Below are 26012 nucleotides of genomic sequence, written 5' to 3'. Positions count from 1 at the left end.
GTTACAAATTTAAGGCATTTAATACAGTTTGTTTATAGGTTTGACCGATTGGAATCGAGTGCTTTTCTATGGTAATTTGATTACCAGACAGATGACTCAATTTATTAAGGTTAATGCTAAATGATTTATGAGTTCTCAAGAAAAAACCTGGTAAGCAGTCTATGAGTTTACTGAAGGTGCTATGGGTGACTATAGTCTTTGAGTTGGTATGCACTTTAACGTAGTCTCCAAATGCTTCTAAGAACTGAATATCGTTGAAAAAGACTTTGTGTAATGCTTTATTTTCTTTGAGTATAATAAAATCTTGTTCGTCATTTTCGGTGTTAAGCAGAGAAATTGTTTTGTTGATTGCTGTTAGAAAACGCTCAAATGAAATGGGTTTTAAAAGATAGTCAATAGCATTTACCTCAAAGCCTTCAACAGCATATTGAGGATAGGCTGTGGTGAAAATGACTTTGGGTGGGTTTATGAGCGATTTATAGAAATCTATTCCAGACTGCTTAGGCATATTTATGTCTAAAAAAAGCAAATCAACTTTATCATTTAGTTGTAAGTGCTTAAAAGCTTCTGATGCATTATTGCATACAGCTTGTAGATCTAAGGTTGGGACCTCTGAAATGAAATGCTTCAATACCTTTTGAGATGCTAATTCGTCATCTACAATTAAACACGAAATTTTCTTTTTAGATTTCATTTGTCAATTTTAGATTAACCGTAAAGATATCTTGTGTCTCATTAATTGTTAGGTCGTGCTGGTTTGGATAAACCAAATTAAGATTATTCTTAAGATTGCTCAACCCTACACCAGAATGTTTTTCATCAATAGCATTTTTTGTGTCAGAATTAGCATTATCGATGTTGAATTCAAAAAGATTATCCTTTTGTTTAATGCTTATTTTTATTGGTAGCTTGGTTTCACCAGATATTATTCCGTGTTTATAGCTATTTTCTAAAAGTGGTAGTAATAGCATGGGATAGATATGGAAGTTTTCGTTTTCAATATCCGTAGTGACTTGAGTCGCTACAGGAGTATTTGTTCTGTAATCTTGAAACGCAATGTAATTCCTTAACAAACTTAATTCTTCTTTAAGGCTTATCCTTTTTGTATCAGATTCGTAAATGATATACCTTAGGATATCTGATAATTGGACGATTGCTTTGGTAGTGTCATTGTGTTGCTCTAATGCCAATGCGTAAATAACGTTAAGAGAATTGAATAAAAAATGCGGATTGATTTGTGATCGCAACATGGATAATTGCGTTTCAAACTGTTGACTTTTCAGCTTAAGCAGTTTATTCTGATTACTATTAAAATAGAACCAGTCTTCACCCAATTTTAATAGCGTTGTACTCACCATAAAAATGGCAATGACTATAATTAAATTGTTGTTAGTGAGGAAGGATATAAAAAAGTAGGAGGGAAATATAGCATCTAATAAGGGTTGGAAATAGCGATAGATTAAGAACCCAAAGATTATCCCGATTATCAATAGACTAAAAGTATAAGCTATATATTTTTCCTTTTTAAGAAACTTAGGGATTAACCAATAAAAATTAAGGCATACTGGTATGGCAATAAGTAGGAGAAAAGTAACAGTATATATAAAGTCTATTGCAACAGGTCGTTTTCCTTTTGAAAACACAAAGATCAATACAGTAAAAGACAAAAGCCATAGAACACTATGAAATAGTAGTGGTCTATGGACGGTTGTCGTTTTAAATATCTGGTTTATACTTAGATTAGACATCTGATGGTGTTAGCGTTTTTATAACATCTTTATCCCATTTGTTTTCAATGTCTGAAGCCATGAATTTTTTAAGGAATCTATAGAGCTCTTCACTGCTAGCAGTTAAAATAAGATCTTGGTCAATACCAGTTTCTTCATGTTTAATGCGCAATTTTTTCTCAGAAATTAATTTTTTAACCACAGATTCATCTAGCCATTTAAATTTTAGTGTTCCATCATCTTTAAAATCTACGTAGGTTACCGAATGGGTTTTTAATAGGTGCTGTGCAGCAAGTCCATTTATACTGCTGTCTTCATATTCAAAAGGTGTGAAATCAAGAAATAGATGTTCGTCAACCATAAATGGCATAGCAATAAAAAGGGCTTCCTTTTCTGAGCTAATGTAATTAACGATATAAGCATCCTTATATAACTCATAGGCATCCTTATCTTCCTTCATTAATTTTACATTTCCGTCTTCATCTTTATTATCTTCTTCCCATACTTCTTTAAAAGACATTATTTGCCAGCTACTTGATTTTCCTGTTGTCCAATTGCCGATTAAGTCTTTATTGAATTTAACATGCTCCTTCAAATAAAAAGGTTTGATGGATTTAATAATACAAGAATTGAGCAGTAGTACTAAGCCAAATAATAAGATTGTTTTTAATTTTCTCATGGTGAACTGTTTTATAGTTTCAGCAAATTTCAGCAGGTAATCGAAGTTGAGCAATAAATTTCGACCAACACGAGTCTGCTCATGCCAAACATTTTTCGATTCTCTTTTTAAAGAATTTATTATGGTAATTAAACCTTGTAAAACTTCCGGATCTTACGTTTAACTCGAAACAATCTATAAATACCAACAGCCAGAATAATTGCAGATACTATAACTAGGATAATTCCAAAAGATTCAAGGTCAGAGAACATTTCAAGTTTAATGATTGTAACTCCAGTTCCTAGTAATACCAAAAATGTTCTAAAATAGGCAAGGAAGGTCCGTTCGTTAGCCAATTTGGTTCGCTCTACAGCAAGCCAATCTCTAGTGATGAGGTGACTTTTATCTTTGTTTGTCATTGCTCTTTACCTTTTAAGAGGTTAATGCTTACAGTTGCCAATTCACTATCAGGAAACTTTGCAAAATGATTATCGTCTGGTACTAATCCTGCCTGCATAGCCATTTTTCTAAACACTTCAACTTCGAGAATGTATTGATCGCTATAACCATGGGTAGCATCGTATGCCGTTGCTGGTGTTTTGCCAATATTTAAAGCCGTATGTATTGGGTTTATGGTGTGAAGTTCAATAATGAGTAGCCCAAATTTTTCCACATACGGTTTCCATTTGCTTAAATGCTCTAGGAGTGATGCTTCCACATCGTTATTGTATAAACGTTTACCATTACTTGCAAAAGCACCTGTAGAGGTACTTAATAATTCATGTGAATTTTGTGGTGCATTCCAGATTCTATTATGATCTAAAAAGGTTCTTACATTTAACAGGTCTCGAAGCTCAATATTGTAATCCTCCTTTAAATCGGAAGCTAGGATTTCAGGTCGACCGATATCGCCCCAAATAACTTTTGCCCAAATATCTGCTTTAATGAGATTAGCACGTGTTACTTTTAAAGCGGCTTTATTAAAGTCGGCACCAACTAAGAGTAAAGGATGTTCATCTAGCATGGTTCCTCTATGAGTTTGTTGATCAATAACGTTAAAAATATGCTCAATGAATGCACCATTACCGCAACCCATATCTAATATTCCCTTAGGTTGTTCTTCGATAGGACGGTTAAATAAATCGATAATGACTTTATCAATTACTTTAAAATATGTAGCATGGGCACCACCACTTCCCCAAACATTCATTTCTCTATGGACATGCTTTTCAGTTTCATCAGCTGAAGTCGTCTTCAGTATACTTGGATTGCCGAAAATGAGCTCATCAAGTTTTAAAAACGTTGGAATGTAAGATACCGTTACACCATAGGCACTTGCACGCTTCGCAAAGAATAAACCTTTATCTGTAAACTGGTAGGTATTTCTTTTTTTGTTGAACCACCCCAAATGAGAAAAGAAATCAAGTATTTTTCTGAAACTTTCAGGATCTCTATGATACTCTTCAGCTGTAAAGGACGCTTCCATAAAATATTTATGAAACAAACCATTAACACCAAGAAGCACAATGATTGGGCCTGCTATGGCACCTTCAATATGTTTTAATACTTGGAATTCTATTGAGGATTCGTCAGTGTCATTTAATCCATAGTTGCCTTCAAACTTCTTAAATATACGTTCTAAAGCTATAAAGGCATCAACGCTTATCATTTTGTCTTCTGCAAATCGATCTGAGTACTTTAGGAGAATAACAGCGTCTTCATAAAGTGGTGCCAAAGCAAATGCTTTAGCACTATTTTCATTGGTCTTATAGGTGACACTATTAGATGCATTATCTAATTCTTGATCTAGCCAGCCTTGTGAACATAAAACTCTCAAGGCAACGTTTAAGTAGCCATCATTAGCATTAAATTCATTCGTTAGGTCATTTAAATTGACGACCTTCTTATTTAATAGATGGTCTAGTACCTTGTGCTTGTGAAGTGTATAAGTCGTTGTTGCTGTTGCAATACCATCTAAGTGTCTAAAAATGGTACTTCTTAGCTTTGCTTTATCAGATTTTGTAAGCATTGATTTAGTTTGAATTAAAGATATAAAAAAAGCACTTATAGAAATAAGTGCTTTACCATCGATATTATCTTTTCTTTAATTGATAAAAGGATTACTCCACTTATCATCACTATAAACATTGTTTCCAGCAAGTGTTCTGATAAACGCTATTACCGCATCTCTTTCTTCATCTGTTATATTCAATTGTTGTCCAATACCATTTGGTCTTAATCTAGGATCTAAATTTGGGTTAGCTCCGATGGTAATGTCGTTATAATGATTTATAGTCGTAATTAAATTATTGCTTTGACCAATATGCATAAACTGTCCATTACTTGATCCATCTGCTTTAACAACATCACGTAGGCTAGGTGATCTGGTTACGTCAAAATCAGTGCCAGATTGATCAGCAGTTGTTATAATACCGTTATTAAGTGAGTTTGGATCAATGCTAAACTCTGGTGGTTGATGGCAACCAGCGCAACCTATACCACCATTAATTCTCATACCTTGATTATTAAAGTTTGGTGGTTGCAAAAACAATTGTTTCCCTAGGTTTTCTTGATCTGTAAAATTGTTGAACGGTTGACCATCATTAGCGGCAACAGCTCGTCCTTCGTCATATTTACTATCAAAAGACTGAATACTTCTTACAAATTGTGCTAAACCATCTTGTACTCTTGTCTCACTAATGGTTTCATCACCAAATGCTAACTCAAATAAAGTAGGGTAGTAATCAATATTTTCTAATTTAGTAATAAGATCATCGAATGACATATCACCATCTTCTCCACTAAAGCCCATTTCAACGTGGTCTTGTATAGGCATAGTTGTTTGTTCTTCTAAAGAACCAGCACGCTCGTCCCAGAAGAAATTATTTTCATCCGAAAATCTAGCATTAACCAATCGCATAGAATGTCTGCCGGTTAAACCATTAACGCCAATACTAACACTAATATCATCACTAAAAGCAAACGCCTGTTTATGACAACTTGCGCAGGATACTGTGTTATCAGATGATAGGTTGGTGTCATAAAATAGTATTCGACCTAAAGTTGCACCTTCATCTGTAATTGGGTTATCATTAGGTGTATTGTCTCTAGTGATATAAGATGGAATAGTTTGATTTTGATAATTTGGGAGTGCATTAAAATCGATATTGAAATAGGTACTCAAATCAATCTCCTCTGGATTTTGAATTGGAGCATTACCATCATCACTGGAGCTACAATTAAATAGAACAGCAATGATTAAAAAAGAAAGATGCTTATGCATATATTGATTAATTTGTGGTTTAATATACATCGATAATCTTAAAAACCAATTTTGACTCTTAAGATTACCCTATGTCTCTTTCTTTGACTCCTATATTTTAAAAAGGTTTAATCTAGAACAGATTTACAACTTTACCCTCATCTTCTTTTTTAATTTTTACCAGTAATTTTTTAAAACCAAGTGCACTTACTTTATACACTTTTGTCCCAACCGACCAATTCTCATTGCGTTTGGAATTTGGCATCATAGGAAATCCATAACTAAACTTTGAGCCATCTGGTTTTGGACCAACCACATAGAATTGATTTCTATTTGAAGAGTTATTCTTTATCTTAAATTTTATAAACTCAGCATTAGGATTTTTAAGAGTTTCTGCTTCCGATTGAGCTACAATTCTGCCACCGTTCTTAGTTTTTTTTGTAAAATCTTCTGGCTTGTTTAAATAGATTAATCGTCCATCATTTGAAACATCTGCCCAAAGCTTGTTTTGTGGATTAACTGTAATTTTTCCATATTTCCAAAGGTTAACATAAACGTCTTCTGCAATCATTTCTGAGGCGTCGATGGTAGCAAGTTCTGCGCCTAATCGTAATTCTTTTGTTCTGCCTTCAACAATAACATTACCAATTGGTGCCATAATTTGTAAATAGTCATTATTTACATTTATAATTCGTGTTGTATCATGAGTGCCAGAATCCACGCGTTTTAGATCTGGTGCTCCTATTTTTATTATGATGGGCTCTGAAGGCGAAATCCATTCTATTTGGTCTAATGCTAATTCTCCATTGTCCAGTTCTTTTGCGATGAGGTCAAAAAGATTGCTGTCTGCTGTTATTGATATACTGTTTTCAGTACTCGATTGATCTATTGTGATTTTAGCGTATAAATTGATTTTTACGCGTTCAATAGACTCCGTTGTAAAGGTTTGAGTTTCTATTGTTTTGTTTCCTTTGATTTGTGCCCAACTTGTTACACTGACAAGTAAAAGCAATAGTGTTATCTGTTTCATGATTTTATTCTTTTGTAATTTTTGATTCTGGATTGTTGAAAGTTGTCTCGTAGATTATAGTTTCTGGCTTATATTCAAATTCTAGAACTCTGTTATCGGCCTCCTTGAGTTCGTATTCTTCGTTATTTACAAATTTGAATTGAATCTGATTTATTGCTGTTTTTTGACTAACCGTTACTTCGTAAATACCATCATTATTTTCGTCGGTTAGAGGTATAGTTTCATTCCAACGATTTTCAGTAAAATCTCCTTTTACACCAACATTTATAGGTTGTTCGGTGTTGATCATGTTTACCTTAAAGGTTACTGTTTTTAAATGTACTTCTTGTACACAGCTTGTAAGCGTTGCAAGAATTAGTAGTGCGATGATGTAAAATTTTATTTTCATTTTTCTATTGGATTTTTTTGAATTTATATGTGTTTCTAACAAAACGTGTTGTTTCATTTTTATACTGCACTTCTTTAGTGATCTTTAAACGGTCTTTACTAAATTGGTGCGTGATATAGATATCGGCTTTCTTTCCGCCATCTTTACCTTCATAATAGGTGACAAATGTTCTCTCGTTATTACTGATAGTATTACTGATGAGTTTTTCATTTCCGTAATAGGTTCCACCTTTTTTCAATTTTACATAGGAGGAGTTATTTTTATTAGGTTCATAAGTGTATTGCACATTGGTAATTATGCGATCATTCTTAATCTTTATTTGCATCGTGGCATCAACAGGTGTCATTTTACCAGACTGATAATCTTTATAAGTAAGTTTGCCTTCCCAACTTGTGTTGTTTAGGATTTCAAAATCCGTTAGTTTTAATGGTTCTTGTGCATTGCTAATGGAGATCCAAGTAAAGGCAAGCAGTATTAGTAATAGTTGTTTCATGGTTAATTATTTTAATTTTTTACTGATTAGATAGTCTAAGCCAAATCGTCCTGATCCAAGGATTAGATTATATAGTGCCACCCATAGAAAACCTAATGCAGGTAACATTCCCCAAAGTCCTTGATTCCATTTTTGCATGAATATGGCAACCAGCATGGTACACATTATTAGAAAGGAGGCTACCCTTGTTTTAAGACCTAACATTAAGAATAGACCACCTACAGCTTCACTGAAGGCTCCCATCCAAGCAAAGAAAACTGGTGCTATTGCAAAAATGCCTCCATAAGATGCTACGTCTTCAGGAAACCATGCAGAAACCTCGAAGAGATTAAGATTCTGACTATCTGCGGTCCATGGCATTCCAAATTTGTCTGCTCCAAACATTGTTGTTAACCATAGTCCACAGAGAATTCTAGGAATGGCTAATACTAAATCTGAAAGCCATGATTTTTGTGTTACAGGTGTAATTGTAAATTTTAAAAGGTTGTTTAATCGTTTCATTGCATATGTATTTTGTTTGATGGTACAAAGTTGCAATGAAAGTCTTGGGATGGCGACTTATATTGTATTCAAAGGTCTTAAATACGATTTGAGACGTCTCAAATACTTTGAGATTTTAAATATTCAGTAGGAGAGTAGTTAGTTATTTTTTTGAATACACGGTTAAATGTAGCCTTACTATTAAAGCCACATTCTTCAGCAATACCAAGTAATGAGAGTTGTTTATGTTTGTCCTCCTTCAACATGTTTTTAAACGCATTAACACGATATTCATTTACAAAATCATTAAAGTTTTTGTTAAAGCCTGAATTAATCGTTTCAGAAAGCTGTGCACGACTCATGTTTGCCATTTTTGCCAAATCAGATAGGTTGAGGTCAGAATTGAGATAGGCTTTTTCAACTTCCATAAGAGATTTTACAATCTGAATATCATCCTCCGAAATGGACTTAACTTCCATATCAGAATTTGATTCTGGTATACCAATTGTTTTTGGTGTAAATGTAAAATCAAGCTTATTAAGTTTCGTTGTATCTGTAAAGTAACCTTTAATACCTACGTACAAAGTCACTAGTGCGACTAAGAGATTAAGCCACCAACGCTGTTGATATCCTAATTCCATAAAACGAGAACCTACGATATCTTGAATGACACCATATAGAAACAACATACTAAAAAGAATGAGAAAGCTCAAAATCCAATTTAATTCTAGCTTATACGTATTTGAGAAATATTGAATAATTTTTTTTCGATAATTATAAAACAATTGAAAGGTAAAGGCTAAATAAATGAGCATGAATGGCGCCTCTATATAGCCCATAATAGATTGTACATAGGCTTCATCGAGTTCTATCTTTAATATACCGTTTTGGGTATCATTAAACCCTGGTTGCAAGGCATCATAGGTATAAATGCCAAATCGGTACAGTATAACTGCAAATGCTAGTGCAAAGTGCCACCAATATGATTTTTTAAATTTAAAGTTTGAAGTAGTTATCGACTTAATATATAAATATATTAATGGCGCCAAACCAACGCCTATGTTAATAAGGAAATAATTAATTTTTGTAGTTCTAAAGGCATCATACCAACCCATAAACCCAACTGTATAGCAAATTTGGCTATAGCAGGTAAGTAATAGGATAAGTCCTAAAAATAGATCTGATATATTTCGTTTTTTGAAGTAGCGTGTTAAAAGTAAGGCTACGAAGATTAATCCTTGAAGCACGAGAATTAAGAGGGGTAAACTCCAACGATTAAAATCTGGAAACATAATAGATTGATTTAAGTTACTAAAGTTAGAACTTTTATAATATGTTCAAATAATAATCACGTCTCAAATTGTATTTTGAGGCAAAAGAGGTTTCTAGCTATAGCACTTAATTGCTACAATAGGTCTTATAGTCTTCTGCAAATTCTAATAATCCCTCTTTACTCTCTGGGAAATATTTTCCGTTTTCTGCATTTTCGATCATTTTTGGACATTTCTTCAATGACTTTTTAACCGAACGCTTAAAAGCTTTATGACTGAGATAGCTTATAAAGTATGTTTCGCTCTCATAAACAGGGAGTTCTGTGGTTTGAAACATTATGACTGGTGGAGGCATAAAGGATAAGGATGGAACAAATCTAAACAATCTTATTTCTTCATTCTCATAGATAAATTGCCGTAGCCCGTGAGCAATAGCACCTTTCATTTTTCTGAGAAAATAGACTTGTAAAGTATCGCTTAATGAATTGGTTTTTGAGCGTATTTTTTTTTGGTCTGTAGAATCTAGTTTTAACCCCAAATCTTCCATTTTGTCCACAAAATCCTTGAAATTTTCTCTATATACAGTGGCTGATTTAACTTTAATAGACTTCCAGTCTTTAACAAGAGAATCTGTAGGTTTTTCACTTATAAAAACAATTGTTTTATAATCTACAGGATTAACAAAACCATAACCAGAAACTTCTTGATCCTCTAAACTTATATAGGTTAATGGATAAAATGCCGTACTTGGTTGTTTCCGAGAGAGTCCACTTGTTATACCAATTTGAGAAAAGAGTGTGACGGGATATAAAAAGAGAACGATAGTAATTGTAAAATGGAACCTCATAGATATAAACTTTATTAAAACAATATTAATAAATGTAGTCCTATTCTTCTAACAATTTTCGAATGGATTTTGGTTTAATCGTCTCATTATCTTTTACTTCATAGGGTATCTCCTTAAGTATATATTCGAATGCTCTTATTCGTGCATTTGTTTTTCTATTTGCTTTAATGATTTTCCAAGGTGCCGCAACTTGAGTCTTTTTAAACATTGTCTCTTTATATCTTGCATACTCATCCCAAAGCGATAAGGCTCTTTTATCCACCTCACTGTATTTCCATTTTTTATGAGGTGAATTTATGATGTCCTTAAATCGTCGTTCTTGCTCATTCTTAGTTATAGAAAAGTATAGCTTTAATAGAATAATCCCAGAGTCCTGAATCATTTTCTCAAAGTCGTTCACCTGATCCATGAATATTTCATAATCTTTCTTTGTGCAAAATCCATTTACCGGTTCAACAACAGCTCTGTTGTACCAGCTTCTATCAAAAAAGACGATTTCACCGTTATTAGGTAATCTATTGATATACCTTTGAAAGTACCATTGACCCAATTCGGTTTGATTAGGTTTAGGTAAGGCAACTACTCGTATAGCTCTTGGTGGTAAATGTTGAATGATTCTTCGGATAGCACCACCTTTTCCCGCAGCATCACGACCTTCAAATAAAATCACAACCTTTTTGTTGTTGCGTGCCACCCATTGCTGGAGAATAAGCATTTCCTCTTGAAGTTTCTCCAGGCGTTTTTCGTACTTAACATTCCTAAGAGATTTTTCAGGATCCAGTCGATTCTGTCGCAATAATGCTTCTAAGCCTTTTCTTGTGTTAAGAATTTCAATGTCCTTATCTGTAATGTTGGATGTATTCATTATTGATCGAGTTGAATAGTGTTTCTAAAATAGCGTTGTACAACATTAGGATCTGGGAGAATAGATTTACAATTGTTCCCTTTGTTTTCATAATCAAAAAGACTCAGGACATATTTGATGCTCTCTAATCTTGCTTGTTTTTTGTTATTAGATTTTATGATAACCCATGGGCTAAAATGGTTATGGGTTCTACTGAACATTTGATTTTTATACTGAGTAAATTCATCCCAAAGTTCTTGACCTTTTTCATCAACAGGACTGAATTTCCATTTTTTTAGTGGATTATTGAGGCGCTTCTCAAACCGACGTTGCTGTTCTTCTTTAGAGACAGAAAACCAAAATTTAATAATATGCGTACCCGATTCATAAAGCATGTGCTCAAATTCTGGAACTTGAATCATAAAACGGTCGTACTGGGTTTTATTACAAAATCCCATTACTGGTTCTACAACAGCTCTATTGTACCAGCTTCTGTCGAAAAACACTATTTCACCAGCATTAGGAAGCTCTTTAATATAACGGTTAAAATACCACTGGTTTTTTTCTACTTCTGTAGGTTTATTTAATGCAACAACACGCATTGCTCTTGGGTTTAGATGCTCTTTAAATCGCTTTATAGTACCACCTTTTCCAGAGGCGTCGCGCCCTTCAAATATAATGGCGATTTTTTTATTTTCTTTTTGGACCCATCTTTGAAATTGTACTAATTCCGCCTGTAGTGGAAGTAACTCTTGTTCATAGGCTATTTTTTCAAGAGCTTTACCATAGTTAACATTTTGAGTCTTGTTGGTTTCTAAATATTTAATAAGATCTGTTTTATTTTTAAAGGAGCTCAGCAGTTCTCTTGTTAGCATATTAGAAATATTAGCGGTTTAATTTCAAATCTATTTATAAAGTAAAACAAATTCCATGACATATATCATGCAAAAAAAAGCGTTCTCAATAGAACGCTTTAAATTTATCTTTTTTCGTTTAATTATCTAAGAGCAGGAAAGTTATTTGGGCTTAATTCATGCATAATGGCATAAACAGCTTCAAAAATATCTTCTGCTGATGGTTTTGAGAAGTAATCTCCATCTGTTCCGTATGCTGGTCGGTGAGGTTTCGCGGCTAATGTTTTTGGTTGACTATCTAAATATTGAAAAGCATTTTGATTATTTAATACTTCATTTAGAATATATGCAGAGGCACCACCTTCAACATCTTCGTCAATAATTAATACACGATTTGTTTTTGCTATACTCTTTACTATATCATGATTTAAATCAAATGGTAGTAAAGATTGTACATCAATAACTTCAGCATCAATTCCAACTTCTTGCAGTTCTCTTGCGGCCTGCATTACAAGACGTAATGTGGAACCATAAGAAACAAGTGTTATATCATCACCTTCTTTCAAGGTTTCTACAACACCAACAGGTGTTTTAAACTCACCAATATTGCTAGGTAATTTTTCCTTAAGTCTATAACCATTTAGGCACTCAACGATTAAAGCAGGCTCATCACTTTCCATAAGTGTATTGTAAAAACCAGCCGCTTTAGTCATATTTCTAGGAACAAGGACGTTTATTCCACGGATTAAATTAAGAATTCCACCCATTTGCGAACCAGAATGCCAAATACCTTCTAATCTGTGTCCTCTTGTACGGACAATTAATGGTGCCTTTTGACGTCCTTTAGTTCTATATTGAACTGTTGCTAGATCATCACTCATTATTTGGAGTGCATACATTAGATAGTCTAGATACTGTATTTCTGCAATAGGTCTAAGACCACGCATTGCCATACCTATACCTTGTCCAACAATTGTTGCTTCTCTAATTCCTGTATCTGCAATTCTAAGCTCACCATGTTTTTCTTGTAGGCCTTCTAATCCTTGGTTTACATCACCAATGTAACCCGAATCCTCACCGAATATTAGAGCTTCAGGGTATTTCTTAAAAATAGCATCGAAATTCTCTCTAAGGACAATTCTACCATCAACAACTTTAGATTCACTATTGTAAGTTGGTTCAACACCGCTTTGATTTAAAACGTTTTGGTCAGATTCGCTATGCAAGTGCGAACTGTACATTGGTTGTACTTTGTTTAGATATCCATTAATCCAATTTTGAAGCCTTGTTTTCTCAGAAGAAGCTTCTGTTAAAACATAGCGAAGCGCCTTTCGTGCAATCGAAAGTATATCGCGTCTCAACGGTTCGTCAATAGCGCTGAGTTCCTCTTTAAGTTTATTTATAAAAACACCATTAGGACTGGATGTTGCCAAATGATCTAAAAGTGAGACCACTTCGCTTCTCTCGTCTAATATAGGTTTAAGGAAATTGGTCCAAGCGGTTTTCTTACCGTTTCTAACAGTTTTTTTAATATCACGCTCTAATGCAGTTAGTTCTTCATCTGTCGCAATATTATTACTCAAGATCCAGCTACGCATTTGTGCGTTACAATCATATTCTGCTTCCCAAGTTAAACGCTCATTATCTTTGTAGCGTTCGTGTGATCCAGATGTAGAGTGCCCTTGAGGCTGTGTTAATTCTTGAACATGAATTAAAACTGGTACGTGTTCGTTTCGTGCTATTTGAGCAGCACGTTGATATACATCTATTAGCTCTGGGTAATTCCAACCTTTAACACGGAAGATTTCGTATCCATCTTCATCTTTAGTGCGCTGAAATCCTTTAAGAATCTCAGAAATATTTTCTTTTGTAGTTTGATGTTTAGCATGTACCGAAATCCCGTAGTCATCATCCCAAACGCTTACTACCATTGGTACTTGTAATACACCAGCGGCATTTATAGTTTCAAAAAAGAGACCTTCACTTGTACTTGCGTTACCTATAGTTCCCCAAGCAACCTCATTTCCATCTACTGAAAATTTTGTAGTATCAATACCTTCTACATTTCTGTATATTTTCGAAGCTTGTGCAAGTCCTAATAATCGTGGCATTTGACCAGCAGTAGGAGAGATGTCTGAACTAGAATTTTTCTGTTGGGTTAGATTTTTCCAATTCCCATGTTCATCTAAACTATGTGTAGTAAAGTGACCACCCATCTGTCTTCCGGCAGACATAGGCTCTTGTTCTAAATCTGTATTGGCATATAAACCGGCGAAAAACTGCTCAACAGTTAACTCGCCTATAGCCATCATAAATGTTTGGTCTCTATAATATCCAGATCTAAAATCACCATTAGCAAAGGCTTTTGCCCATGCAATTTGTGGTATTTCTTTACCGCCACCGAAAATTCCAAATTTGGCTTTTCCTGTTAAAACTTCGCGACGACCAAGTAAACTACATTCTCGACTAGTCACCGCAAGTCTGTAATCATTTAAGACTTCAGCCTTAAAATCTTCAAATGTAATTTCTGTTTTAATGTCAGGGTTGGTCTTCATGTAGGTTGTTTTATCAAGGCGCAAAGTTACGAAAAACTAAAATTTTACACAATAGGGCAAAGTGTTATAAAATTAAAATATTCTTAAAAATAAACCGATAAAAATGAATATAATTAAAAATAATCTAAAAAATTAACATTAAGATAAGAATATGTTAATACCATTTACGTCTAAACAGACCCAGTAGAACTTGTGGGTCAACTGTTATTACAAAACGAATTCGTTCACCATAATTGGGTTGAGCAATTTCCCAACCTAAATTAGAATAAAGAGGAAAATATAATTCGAAATAATCTTCTACGAGATTAAGTCGAATACCAGAATCATAAACAAAATTGGCAATTTCAAATTTGTTCTTTACAAACCCTACATCACCATAGGCTTGAATGTAGCGCCAAATGGAGGTGCTGAAATTAGCTGTTGTCATCCATTGGTTAGCAAATGGTGTGTCTAACATAGATTTAAAACCACCTTCGGCTATAATTATTTGCTGACTAAACAATCCAGCAGCTTCAGAGCGTCCTAAATAGTTTAGATCAAAGAGGTAATCTGTAGGACGATCTAGAGCAAAACTGAAAAAATCTGAAGTAGGATCAGAATCGTTTCTTAAGAATAGGCCAGCAAAAAATCTAAAATTAAAATTTCTATTGCCTTTAGTTAGACGTCTAAATTCATAATTAACAGATAGTTTACTGAACTGGTCTGCTAATTGAAAATCAGCATTAAATCTAGAGTAATTAATAATACCTGGGTTAGCGCGCGTATATCTTAAGTTAAAAACACCGTAATCGGGTTCATCTAGCGTGATTGTTGCATCTTCACCAAGCTCTCTATTAATACTTACATAGCGAGCAGATATTTGGTCTCTGCGATCGGCTCTAAAATCTTTATCATCTCTAAATGTAAATGAAACTGTAGGCGTAAGGCTTGTAAAAAACGCATCTTGAGCAAAAGACTGATAGCCAACACCTACACCATAAGTGATATCAAATAGATTTTGATCTTCTAAATTATGTGTATAGAATATGGATGCAGAACCTGTTAAAGCCTTCGACCTTGTTGCATACTGTGGTGAGAATCTGTAGTTAAGGCGTTTTCTTAAAATAGTCTTATTGTAGACTTTAGTTCCTAATGTTAAACCATCGTAAATGTTATTGAATTCCACTAATGGCATAAAAAACACTTGATTGTAGTTAGGATCTTCAATGTCTTTAAATAGTCTAAATTGAAGTGGTTTGTTATTTAAGAAGGAGCCATCAACAGCTTTGTAATTATCTCTTTGATTAAATTCTGGGATAATGTTATGATAGTCCAAAACAAACTTCTCTGTACTGTCTTTAGGAATTGTTATTGTTTTTGTTCCCTTTATGTTTTCAACCCATCTTTTACCAATAACAGAATCGTTTTTAAGTTTAAAAAGCGATACTGGCATTTTATTATCCCTTTTATTCTTAATTGTTACTTTAATAGAATCCTCTGTTGTGGTAACCCTCTTTATTTTAAAGTCGATTTTCTTTCGTGTATTAACAAAGTCTGTAAAGAACCAATCTATATCTTTTTTAGTTTCTTTTTTGAGGAATAATTCAAAATCATTTAAGCTTACGGCTTTAGTACTGTATGCTGTTAAAAATTTAGTGATGCTTTGCATAAGATTAATATCATCAGCAAATTCATCCAAGTAGTTTAGTCCAACGCCTGCTTTATATTTTCCAGCAATATTGGCATTAAATTTTATTAATGAGTCTTTTGAAGTAGCTATGGGTTGATCTCGATTTTTGCGAGCAATTTCCATAGAATATAGGAAATACTGAAAATTAAAATCCAGATCTGCCGCATGGAAGGATCTAATTCCCCAAATGTTGGCTAATGTTCCTAAAAGTTTCATGTCAGGATAGTACTCCTCGACATATTTTATAAGGAAGTAAATTTGTATGCCTTCTCCTAACCAATGTTCTTTTCTGGGATTAAGCAAAAGTGTATTATCGATATACTTTTTAAGTGCTGTCTTAAGCAACTTAAGTTCGTATTGGAACTCCTTAGGAAATGGTCTTAAGAAATTAGGTAACTGATTAAGACCGTATAATGGATTCTTATTGTATTCAATTTCAGATACTAAAAGTTGTTTGTGTGGATAATCACCTAAATTATTGGTTAAAAAACGGGTTATTTTATCTGTTAATATCGCTTTATCTGCTGGAGCAAGACCTTTTTCGTTGATATTAGATAGCACTACAAAATCGTCGGTCTGCACAAAACTATATCTAGGGAATCGATTTATTGACATGTAGGTGTCTACTCTGTCATTCCCTCTTAGATAAGTTATTTGAAACTGTTTATCATCTGTTAAGCCAATATTGTATGTGTCTAGCTCTGATGTAACCTTGTAGTTTTTTGGATGAGTTATCTTTAATTCGATATCTGCTTTCGGAACAAAAAGATCATTCAAATCCTTATTACTGTAGTAATGCCATTTACCGTCATATACGGTAGGCGTTAAATACCAATATTTTAATTCAAAATTCTTGTTTCTTGTAAAACCATAATCTGTAAAAGTGGCATCAGGCAATACAAGATTGTACATTAAATTTAAATGATAGGACTCACCAGGATTAATGGCTTTAAGTAGTGTAACTTTTACAACATCAGGATGAGCTTTGAGATTCGTAAACTTGAGCTCATTTCCATCTAGGTCTTTTAATGATGTAATAGCCGTGAAACCACGTTGTTCATTTTTTGCCAAATGAAATTTTGTGCTAAACTCTTCCTCAAATCTTTTAGCTAATGGTGTTGTCTTAGTAGAATAACTATTATTCCAGTCATTAAGGTAAATTTCTTTTAAAGTATCATTGGATTTATTCTCATAAATCAGCGTCTGCTTAATGGTTAACGATTTACTTTCTGGGTCAGCAAAGGCATCTACATAGATTTTATCTTGCCCATTTAAAGAGTAAGTTAGGGCAATTAAGAAGAGGATATTTATGTAAATTCTTTTAATCAATCCGCGACAATGAATTTTAAAGGATTAACAGAATTCTCTTTGAAACTTATAATATAAATCCCATTGACTAAGCTTGAACAATCAATATTTTGAAAGCTATTAGAATTTAGCACACCAGCTTTAACGACCTTGCCATAAATATCCGTTATTTTATAAGCTTCGTTGAATAAGGCATTAGAAACATGCATTAATTTTAATTCTGAATCGATAATAGAGGCTTCAAGTTGCATATTATTTTCTAGACCAAACTCATCTAAACCCAATAAACTGTCATCAATTTCGAGGTTTAATGTTACAGGTAAGTGGTCACTAAAATTATGGAGAGCATCTCTCACGGCAAACGAAAATTCTGAACCATCTATAGCACATGCTGTAGAATTGATTGCACTATTGTAACACGCAGATAGACCATTGTTGCCATATACTTGGTAACTACCAGGTTCATAATTAATATTTGTAGAACCAAGCATATTTTCTGAGGTCAATATAAAATCAAATCGATCATCGAAACCGCCTGTTGTTCCACCAAGTCCATTCTGAGTTCTTGTGGACTGTGTAAACACATCTACAAAATTTGGGTTGTTGCTCCAGCTCCCAACACGATTTACAGGATCAGCAAAAGTAATATTATTAGTATCCTGAAGTAATAATTGAAAAGCTGGTTCTGAAGCAGTATAAAGATTTAAATCACCACCCAGTAATACATTGGTATCGGATGGTAGCGTGCTCAGATAATCATCAAGTTCTACCACCATATTAAAACGCCTTAGCTGGTTCTGAGTACCACTAGATGCTTTTAAATGACATACAATAACATATAATTCGATAGGGTTTGTGGCTTGATCTACTGTATTGACCTTCAATTTATATACGTTGAAGTCTCTTAAATCTGTAGGGACAATTAACTCTTCTTCTAATATAAATTTGGTACTGTCGTAATAGAGTTGATTTTGCAGATCGTTTTGATCTCCAGTTGTATCGTCTGACGTATTCGATACATACGTAGCCATTTCGTAATTGGATGATATGGCTGATCTGGTAATGTTTAGAACGTTATTTGCTCCTGTTACATTATTTAATTCACAGACCAGAAATAAATCTGGTTGATAATCCGATAGTATAAATTCTAAATCATCTTCTCGATTAGGAACGGCATCTTCAAGTGGATAGTTAAGGAGATTATAAAACATCACCTTAAAGGTTTCTTGTGCAGAAACCTTTACCCAAAATAGACATATTAATGCAAAACATCCTATTAGTTTCTTTTTCATAGCATTGAAATTAACAAAGGAGTATTTTAAAAATTAGGGCTTAATCTATATTCTTTATAAAAATCGTTTAAAATATCAATGACCTCGTCCGCATCATCAACAACATGGAAAAGATCTAAATCCTTAGGGCTAATATTACCGGCTTCAAGTAGGGTGTTTTTTATCCAATCCACCAGGCCACCCCAGAATTTTTTTCCTACCAAAATTATTGGGAATGTTTCAATCTTAAGTGTTTGAATGAGCGTCATCGCTTCAAAAAGTTCATCGAGTGTTCCAAAACCTCCTGGCATTACAACAAATCCTTGTGAGTATTTCACAAACATAACCTTGCGAACAAAGAAATAATCAAAATCTAAACTCTTATCACTGTCTATGTAGGGATTATCATGTTGTTCAAAAGGCAATTCTATATTTAAGCCAACGGAGGTTCCTCCAGCAATGTAAGCACCTTTATTACCGGCCTCCATTATCCCTGGGCCTCCGCCAGTTATAACACCGTAACCATGTTCTACGATTTTGCTGGCTACTTCTTCGGCCAATTTATAATACGGATGGTTTGGTTTTGTTCTTGCTGAACCAAAAACCGAAATACAAGGCCCTATTTTACTCAGTTTTTCATAGCCGGTAACGAATTCGCCCATGATTTTAAAAATGGCCCACGAATCGTTAGTCTTTATCTCATTCCAACCCTTGTGTTTATGTTCTTTTCTCATAAATAAATTTCATATTTCTCTTTAGAAAACTTACTAATATAGGTTTTTCTCTTAATTCTAATGAATCAATCAATTGTAAAAAAAACTTAAAACTAGTTGAGTTCTTTCTTAAGGAATTTAGCAGTATAGCTCTTGTCATCCTTAATAATTTGTTCTGGTGTACCTTTAGCTACAACTTTTCCGCCACCTTTACCACCTTCATAACCTATATCAATAATATAATCCACTGTTTTAATAACGTCGAGATTATGTTCTATTATCAACACTGTATTTCCTTTGTCTACAAGTTTGTTAAGTACTTTCATTAAAACTCTAATATCTTCAAAATGAAGACCAGTTGTAGGTTCGTCTAAGATGTAAAATGTGTTACCAGTATCGCGCTTACTTAGCTCTGTAGCGAGTTTAATTCTTTGCGCTTCACCACCAGATAGTGTGGTACTTTGTTGTCCTAATGTGATATAGCCTAAGCCCACATCCTCGATGGTTTTGAGTTTTCTATAGATTTTAGGAATATGTTCAAAAAATACTACCGCCTCTTCGATAGTCATGTCCAAAGCATCACTAATAGATTTTCCTTTATATCTAATCTCTAGGGTTTCTCTGTTGAAACGTTTTCCCTGACATGTTTCACACTCCACATAAACGTCCGGCAAAAAGTTCATTTCAATGACTCTTAATCCTCCACCTTGGCATGTTTCACAGCGTCCACCTGCCACATTAAAACTAAAACGTCCTGGTTTATAACCTCGGATCATAGCTTCGGGAATTTGGGCAAAAAGCTTTCTTATTTCATCAAAGGTTTTTGTGTATGTCGCTGGATTACTTCTTGGTGTACGACCAATAGGAGATTGATTAATGTCTATGACTTTATCAATGTGTTCTAGACCCTTAATTGATTTATAAGGCATTGGTTTTTTAACCGCATTGAAAAAGTGAGCGTTTAAGATAGGATAGAGGGTTTCATTGATTAATGTAGATTTACCACTCCCAGAAACTCCAGTAACACCTATCATCTTTCCTAAAGGAAACTCAACATCTATATTCTTTAAGTTATTTCCTGTACAACCTTTAAGTACTATTTTCTTCCCATTGCCTTTTCGTCTTTGCTTCGGAACTTTAATCTCTTGCTCTCCATTTAAATAAGAGGCAGTTAAAGTATGATGTTGAAGTAATTCAGTTGGAGTACCTTCACTAATGATTTCACCACCATGCTTGCCAGCAAAAGGACCAATATCAATGACATGATCTGCGCGTTCTATCATATCCTTGTCATGTTCTACAACGATTACAGAATTACCTACATCGCGTAATGATGCTAATGAGTTGATAAGCTTTTCATTATCCCGTTGATGCAATCCTATACTTGGTTCATCCAATATATATAGTACGCCAACAAGTTGAGAACCTATTTGAGTAGCAAGTCTAATGCGTTGCGCCTCACCGCCAGATAAAGACTTAGAGCTTCTGTTTAGAGATAAATAGGTAAGGCCGACATCCAGAAGAAATTGTACTCTATTTCTAATCTCCTTTAAAATTTCAGATGAAATTTTAAGTTGTTTATCAGACAGTCGAGTATCAAGGTTTTTTAACCATTCACTGAGCTCAATAATGTCCATATTCACCAGATCGGCAATACTTTTTCCATCCACTTTAAAGTTAAGGGATTCCTTTCTAAGTCGCGATCCTTCGCAGGTTGGGCATTGGATTTTATCCATATATTCTCGTGCCCATCTTACAAGGGAGGTTGAATTGGATTTATGCTGACTTTCAATAAAATTGGCTACACCTTCAAAATCAATATTATAATCTCTCGTAACACCCAAGAGTTTACTCTCAACAGTGAATTTATCCTTACCGCCATAAAGAATCATTTGCTTGGCCTCTTCAGGAATGTCTTTCCATGGGTCGCTTAAGGTAAAATCAAATCGTTGAGAGATGGTTTCAAACTGTTTAAAAATCCAGCTTTTTTTCTGTGGACCATGTGGTGCAAGAGCTCCATTTTTTATAGAAAGAGATTCATCTGGGACAAGCTTCTTTTCATTCACTTCGTACTTTTCGCCAATACCATTACAATCTGGGCATGCGCCTTTGGGAGAGTTGAATGAGAAATTATTCGGTTCTGGATTAGGATATGAAATACCAGAAGAAGGACACATTAAGTTTCTACTAAAGTATCTTGGTTCATTCGTCTCTTGATCTATAACCATAAGTACATCATCACCATGATACATTGCAGTGTTAATGGACTCCATTAGACGTTTTTCATTGTCTTGGGTGGCATCAATTTTAAGACGGTCTATTACAATTTCGATGTCATGAGTTACATAACGGTCTAATTTCATGCCTTTTTCTAGATCAACAATTTCACCATCGGTACGTACTTTAACAAAGCCTTGTTTGGCAATTTGTTCAAAAAGTTCACGATAATGACCTTTTCGCGACCGAATTACTGGTGATAGTATATTTATTTTTTTGCCAGCGTAAGTTTGAAGGATTAAATCTCTAATCTGTTCATCACTATAACTAACCATTTTCTCACCAGTTTCATAACTGTAAGCGTCAGCTGCTCGAGCAAAAAGAAGTCTTAAAAAATCATAGATCTCTGTAATTGTACCAACTGTTGATCTTGGAGATTTACTTGTTGTTTTTTGTTCGATTGCAATAACAGGAGAAAGACCATCGATTTTATCAACATCTGGACGTTCAAGACTGCCTAAAAATTGCCTAGCATATGCAGAAAAAGTCTCGATATATCGCCGCTGGCCTTCGGCATAAATGGTATCAAAAGCTAAAGAGGACTTTCCACTTCCAGATAATCCAGTAATAACCACGAGCTTTTCTCTGGGTATGGTCACATCTATGTTTTTAAGATTGTGAACACGTGCACCTTTTACTTCGATGGTATCATCTGTATTTATCATAGTATTATAAGCCGAAATGGATGATTTGCAAAGGTGCAAAGGTACAACAATTAGTTGTGAATTTTATGTGATCCGACTATCTAGAATTATAGATTATTGCAAAAAAAAGTGCACTGAAAATCAATGCACTTCAAAAATTATAGCAATTTTTTTTATTTGGTTGGTGCAATTTCACCGGCCTCTATTGATTTGGTGTAATTGGCCTTAACACTTTTTAAATATCCAAAGAATTTACTACCATCTTTTTTCTCTAATATAACATGGGTAGATCCATCTTCACTCGTCATTATTTCTTTAACAACAACGGTGTTACCGTAAACACTTTTGTAATTCGCTACCTTTCCTTTTTTCGCAAGCACATTAAGCCTTGGAAATTTAACGTAATTATAATTTACTGCAGTAGGTTCTTTAATTACTAATTCATCACCAACATTTGGTTGGGACTGTGCACTAGCAAAAAAACAGAATCCTAAAAAAAATAGGGTTAAAATTGCGTTTTTCATAATTAAATTGGTCTAAATTAAGAATATCACAAAATTACGAACTTTTTGAGTAATCTTCAAATCCTTTAGTGCAATATTAACATGGTACTTTTTCTTGTGAGATGACCATTATAAATTCCTATTTTTGATTTGCATAAAATATTTATAAAACATGAAATTATTAGGGATTGGATCACGTATTAATCATAGCGAATATGGTAAAGGTGTTGTAACTAATGTAACGTCAAAACATTACTGGGTTACATTTATAGAAAATGGACTAGAAACACTCGATTTAGATGAAGAGTTTGAGGTTATTGAAGCTTCTGAAGACGACGTGGATACCATAAGTTTTTATGAAGTAGAAAGCAGTTTGAGACAGATTCTGAAGAAATGGTCTGATGCATCTGAAATCGTGACCATAGCAGATAAATGGAAGGGTGGTAAACTAATTCTAGAACCAGGAGATACAAATCTGCAAGGGAAAGAAATGCCTATAGATACGTTCTTTCATAAAGTCACAATGGTTAGAGATCGACTGCGTGTTATGGAGCAGAAGATAAATTCGAGCAAGAACCTAGATGAACAAGAAAAGATTGATCTTCAACAATATATTACCCGCAGTTACGGAAGTCTAACAAGTTTTAATGTGCTTTTTAAACTGAAGACACAACAATTTATTGGTCAGAAAAGTTCGTGATAATTTGTCACCTTGCTTTAGTCTGGAGCAAATTTTGATATTTATGTTCCATGCACAAAGTTTTAAAAAGGTTAAGACGTTTATCTTATTTGCTTATAACGGCTTGGATGTTGGGTATCTCAAATGTCATACTCGAGGAAGTACGAATGGTTCATGATACGAGAGCCGTAATAGAACAGCAAGAGGAGGTCAGCGACACGGATTTTGATGATGATAAGTTATTCCTTTAGAGCAGTACCTTTTACACCATCTAATTCAAGACCCAAGAAGAGTAATTTATGAAAAGTTGGGAGTTGAGCACCACTTTCCGTAGTAATCCAATTTTCCCATGTTGCTTCTAATCCATTAATTGGTAATATATCTACCCACATTTGGTAACTTTTAGGCTTACCAGATGCATCAAAGTGCCATAAATAAGAATCACCTGGCGTTGTTCCACCTTTCGTATAGGTAACAAGAAGCGATTTTTTACCATTGTCATCAGTTACAAGTCGTCTTTCAACACCAGAATCTAGTACTTTGTATGGAGCAACCAACCAAAAAGAGTCATTGTTAAACAGAGCTTCAGCTTTATGAATTAATTTATGTTTGTCTTCTCCATTATATTCTTGGTTGGCAACATATATTTTAGAATTATCATGATTCTTTAAATCTAAATCCACTTTAAAATCACTCCATAAAACTTCACATCTGTTCTCAGATTTATGCCATTTATATTGATGTCTGCCTTTAAAGGTCCATTCGAGATAATCCGTCGCCATATAAGCCTTGTAATCTAAAGATTGGAGCATATTCATGGCGAGTATATCAGCTTCTTTACCTTGGGTGCCACTTGGTAAATCTTCATTATACCTAAAGTATAAATACCCAAAAAATAATAAACTCGGTAGAGTAAAAAAGACAATTAGTCCGCCAATTATTTTTAGAACTCTCTTGAGACGGGATGATTTTTTCTTCATGATTGCAATTTAAGATTTATTGCATTAGCAAGTTGCTTAGCTGCTTGCGGAAAATTACGAAACCAAAGTTCGGGTTCAATGAGTTCTAATTCGGAAACTGCGAGCTCACCATCATTATCTGTAAACATATCAACTCTTGCATATAATGGTAACTCTGGGCAGGCTTTAACTGCATTTTCAGCGAACACTATTTCATTTTGGGAGGGTTTATAGTCATGTACTGAACCACCAAAATCATCTTGAACTCTAAATTCTCCTGGCTTTGCTCTTTTAAGAATCGCATGGGTGAATTTACCATTTATAACCATCATCGAAATTTCACCTTCAGAAACTATTCTGGTTTGAAATGGTTGAAGCATCATGGCTTCTGACTTTATGAGCTCTTGGAAAATAGCTTCATGGTCTTCAATATTGTCTTGATTTAGCTTATAAGTATGCCTTGCAGCTCCTGATATACAAGGTTTAAGCACCGTATCATTCCATTTTAACTTAGAATGCAATTCACTTAAGGTAATTTCAGTATTTGGTTCAATAAATTCTGTTGGTGGAATTCTCACATCATTTTTATCTAAATCTTTTAAATAATGTTTGTCAATATTCCAGTGAATGAGATCTTTAGAATTTACTAGTGTACAGATAGTGCTGACTTTACTTAACCACTCAGAAAATTCTTCGAAGCGATCAAAATAATCCCAAGTCGTCCTGAACACTAATATGCGACTAGAAGACCATTCGAATTCTTGGTCGTCCCAAGCTTTACGTGTTACCTTTAGTCCTAAATTTTTAAGACTATCTACTACAAGTTTATCCTCAAAATAAACGTTGTGCTTATATGGATCTTGACTGTCATCAAGATATCTACTGTCCGTTAAAACGGTAACGTCGTATATCATTTAAAGTGTTTTAAGGCCTCTTTCTCGCTAAGCGGTTTCAAATTATTTGATTTTACAAATTCAATCACAGCTTTGCTATTGGTTTTAGCATATTCTCGCAACACCCAACCTATAGCTTTCTTAATAAAAAAGGCATCTGAATGCTTATGGTTTTCACACAAGGAAAAGAGAAGGTCAGCATCCGTTTTGTCTTTATATCCCAATTGAAATAGTATTGCAGATCTATTTAACCACATATTATCACTTTTTGAAAAAGTTTCAATAGTAGCATCTTTTTTCTCGGGTAGTTCTAATAAATATTGACCAAGAATATGTTTGGCGATAAAATCTACAGAGTCCCAATGTGAATGTGTAGTAATCAAATAGGTTATAAAATTTAAATCAGTTTCAATATAATTGCGCTTTTTGAAACGTGAATAAATTTCCATGGCACAATAATGAAATTCGCGTTGTGGTTTTTCATATAAGGCCTTGGTTACGGTTTCAGTTTTAGATATAACTTCATCCTTCTTTGAATTGACGACATCTTTTAAAATATGCTTTCTAACAGGAGATTTTATGCCAAAGAAATCAAACTTATTTTTCATATAAGCCTGCATTGCTTTGGCATTTATTTCATTTCTATTGTCTTCAAATAAATGACTTAGTTCTAAAACGAATGACATT

General features: G+C 34.1%; 25 protein-coding genes. 2 read left to right on the top strand and 23 right to left on the bottom strand.

Annotated features, from left to right (window positions below; genetic code table 11):
* Position 1 precedes the first annotated feature (1 nt).
* The 20 genes from ACRHOC_RS07930 to ACRHOC_RS07835 form a co-directional block, all read right to left on the bottom strand.
* Positions 2–694, bottom strand: coding sequence for a LytR/AlgR family response regulator transcription factor (locus ACRHOC_RS07930; protein WP_431158066.1), 693 nt, complete (start codon positions 692–694; stop codon positions 2–4).
* Positions 684–1748 carry a sensor histidine kinase gene (locus ACRHOC_RS07925; RefSeq protein WP_431158065.1) on the bottom strand — a complete coding sequence of 355 codons (1065 nt, stop codon included), beginning with the start codon at positions 1746–1748 and terminating at the stop codon, positions 684–686. The genes ACRHOC_RS07930 and ACRHOC_RS07925 overlap by 11 nt, the downstream gene beginning before the upstream one ends.
* A complete protein-coding gene (locus tag ACRHOC_RS07920) occupies positions 1741–2406 on the bottom strand; it encodes a hypothetical protein (protein WP_431158064.1) in 666 nt (221 codons plus the stop codon). The genes ACRHOC_RS07925 and ACRHOC_RS07920 overlap by 8 nt, the downstream gene beginning before the upstream one ends.
* 128 nt (positions 2407–2534) lie before the next feature.
* A complete protein-coding gene (locus ACRHOC_RS07915) occupies positions 2535–2804 on the bottom strand; it encodes a YidH family protein (protein WP_431158063.1) in 270 nt (89 codons plus the stop codon).
* A complete protein-coding gene (locus tag ACRHOC_RS07910) occupies positions 2801–4414 on the bottom strand; it encodes a class I SAM-dependent methyltransferase (RefSeq protein ID WP_431158062.1) in 1614 nt (537 codons plus the stop codon). The genes ACRHOC_RS07915 and ACRHOC_RS07910 overlap by 4 nt, the downstream gene beginning before the upstream one ends.
* Positions 4415–4489: 75 nt before the next feature.
* Complete coding sequence (locus tag ACRHOC_RS07905) at positions 4490–5668, bottom strand: cytochrome-c peroxidase (protein WP_431158061.1); 1179 nt, start codon at positions 5666–5668, stop codon at positions 4490–4492.
* Between the two features lie 112 nt (positions 5669–5780).
* Entirely contained in the window at positions 5781–6677 is an 897-nt protein-coding gene (locus tag ACRHOC_RS07900) for a GIN domain-containing protein (protein WP_431158060.1), read from the bottom strand.
* Positions 6678–6681: 4 nt separating this feature from the next.
* Positions 6682–7065 (bottom strand): hypothetical protein, encoded by a 384-nt coding sequence (locus ACRHOC_RS07895; RefSeq protein WP_431158059.1) that lies wholly within the window; start codon positions 7063–7065, stop codon positions 6682–6684.
* Positions 7066–7069: 4 nt separating this feature from the next.
* Entirely contained in the window at positions 7070–7558 is a 489-nt protein-coding gene (locus tag ACRHOC_RS07890; RefSeq protein ID WP_431158058.1) for a hypothetical protein, read from the bottom strand.
* 6 nt (positions 7559–7564) lie between these two features.
* On the bottom strand, positions 7565–8059 hold the full coding sequence (locus tag ACRHOC_RS07885) for a DoxX family protein (protein WP_431158057.1): 495 nt from the start codon (positions 8057–8059) through the stop codon (positions 7565–7567).
* Positions 8060–8157: 98 nt separating this feature from the next.
* On the bottom strand, positions 8158–9330 hold the full coding sequence (locus tag ACRHOC_RS07880; protein WP_431158056.1) for a helix-turn-helix domain-containing protein: 1173 nt from the start codon (positions 9328–9330) through the stop codon (positions 8158–8160).
* 106 nt (positions 9331–9436) lie between these two features.
* Entirely contained in the window at positions 9437–10156 is a 720-nt protein-coding gene (locus ACRHOC_RS07875; RefSeq protein ID WP_431158055.1) for a hypothetical protein, read from the bottom strand.
* 40 nt (positions 10157–10196) lie between these two features.
* On the bottom strand, positions 10197–11021 hold the full coding sequence (gene ppk2 / locus ACRHOC_RS07870; RefSeq protein ID WP_431158054.1) for a polyphosphate kinase 2: 825 nt from the start codon (positions 11019–11021) through the stop codon (positions 10197–10199).
* Positions 11021–11875, bottom strand: coding sequence for a polyphosphate kinase 2 (gene ppk2, locus ACRHOC_RS07865; protein ID WP_431158053.1), 855 nt, complete (start codon positions 11873–11875; stop codon positions 11021–11023). The genes ppk2 (ACRHOC_RS07870) and ppk2 (ACRHOC_RS07865) overlap by 1 nt, the downstream gene beginning before the upstream one ends.
* A 122-nt stretch (positions 11876–11997) precedes the next feature.
* Positions 11998–14409 carry an alpha-ketoacid dehydrogenase subunit alpha/beta gene (locus ACRHOC_RS07860; protein ID WP_431158052.1) on the bottom strand — a complete coding sequence of 804 codons (2412 nt, stop codon included), beginning with the start codon at positions 14407–14409 and terminating at the stop codon, positions 11998–12000.
* 154 nt (positions 14410–14563) lie between these two features.
* A complete protein-coding gene (locus ACRHOC_RS07855; protein ID WP_431158051.1) occupies positions 14564–17407 on the bottom strand; it encodes a metalloprotease in 2844 nt (947 codons plus the stop codon).
* Complete coding sequence (locus ACRHOC_RS07850; protein WP_431158050.1) at positions 17404–18678, bottom strand: T9SS type A sorting domain-containing protein; 1275 nt, start codon at positions 18676–18678, stop codon at positions 17404–17406. Before ACRHOC_RS07850 ends, ACRHOC_RS07855 begins: the two co-directional genes overlap by 4 nt.
* Before the next feature lie 26 nt (positions 18679–18704).
* Positions 18705–19391, bottom strand: a complete 687-nt coding sequence (locus tag ACRHOC_RS07845; RefSeq protein WP_431158049.1) for a TIGR00730 family Rossman fold protein — start codon at positions 19389–19391, stop codon at positions 18705–18707.
* Between the two features lie 92 nt (positions 19392–19483).
* Positions 19484–22312, bottom strand: a complete 2829-nt coding sequence (uvrA, locus tag ACRHOC_RS07840; RefSeq protein ID WP_431158048.1) for an excinuclease ABC subunit UvrA — start codon at positions 22310–22312, stop codon at positions 19484–19486.
* Between the two features lie 152 nt (positions 22313–22464).
* Positions 22465–22815, bottom strand: coding sequence for a hypothetical protein (locus ACRHOC_RS07835; protein ID WP_431158047.1), 351 nt, complete (start codon positions 22813–22815; stop codon positions 22465–22467).
* Positions 22816–22966: 151 nt separating this feature from the next.
* Here ACRHOC_RS07835 and ACRHOC_RS07830 point away from each other — a divergent pair, with 151 nt between their 5' ends.
* Both ACRHOC_RS07830 and ACRHOC_RS07825 read left to right on the top strand, forming a co-directional pair.
* On the top strand, positions 22967–23494 hold the full coding sequence (locus ACRHOC_RS07830) for a hypothetical protein (protein ID WP_431158046.1): 528 nt from the start codon (positions 22967–22969) through the stop codon (positions 23492–23494).
* A 50-nt stretch (positions 23495–23544) separates the two neighbouring features.
* Positions 23545–23724 (top strand): hypothetical protein, encoded by a 180-nt coding sequence (locus ACRHOC_RS07825; protein WP_431158045.1) that lies wholly within the window; start codon positions 23545–23547, stop codon positions 23722–23724.
* Here ACRHOC_RS07825 and ACRHOC_RS07820 read toward each other — a convergent pair.
* From ACRHOC_RS07820 to ACRHOC_RS07810, 3 genes are read right to left on the bottom strand one after another with little or no spacing between them, the layout of a single operon-like run.
* Positions 23713–24453 carry a hypothetical protein gene (locus tag ACRHOC_RS07820; protein ID WP_431158044.1) on the bottom strand — a complete coding sequence of 247 codons (741 nt, stop codon included), beginning with the start codon at positions 24451–24453 and terminating at the stop codon, positions 23713–23715. The two genes, ACRHOC_RS07825 and ACRHOC_RS07820, sit on opposite strands and share 12 nt — an antisense overlap.
* The gene (locus ACRHOC_RS07815; protein WP_431158043.1) at positions 24450–25346 is read right to left on the bottom strand and encodes an ATP-grasp domain-containing protein; all 897 of its coding nucleotides are present in this window, start codon (positions 25344–25346) and stop codon (positions 24450–24452) included. The genes ACRHOC_RS07820 and ACRHOC_RS07815 overlap by 4 nt, the downstream gene beginning before the upstream one ends.
* Entirely contained in the window at positions 25343–26011 is a 669-nt protein-coding gene (locus tag ACRHOC_RS07810; RefSeq protein WP_431158042.1) for a DNA alkylation repair protein, read from the bottom strand. Before ACRHOC_RS07810 ends, ACRHOC_RS07815 begins: the two co-directional genes overlap by 4 nt.
* Between the last annotated feature and the right edge of the window lies 1 nt (position 26012).

The sequence above is a fragment of the Winogradskyella poriferorum genome, from assembly GCF_050618035.1.
GTDB lineage: Bacteria > Bacteroidota > Bacteroidia > Flavobacteriales > Flavobacteriaceae > Winogradskyella > Winogradskyella poriferorum_A.
Note: the sequence above shows the minus strand (reverse complement) of the source record. Positions and strands in the feature narration are given on the sequence as shown.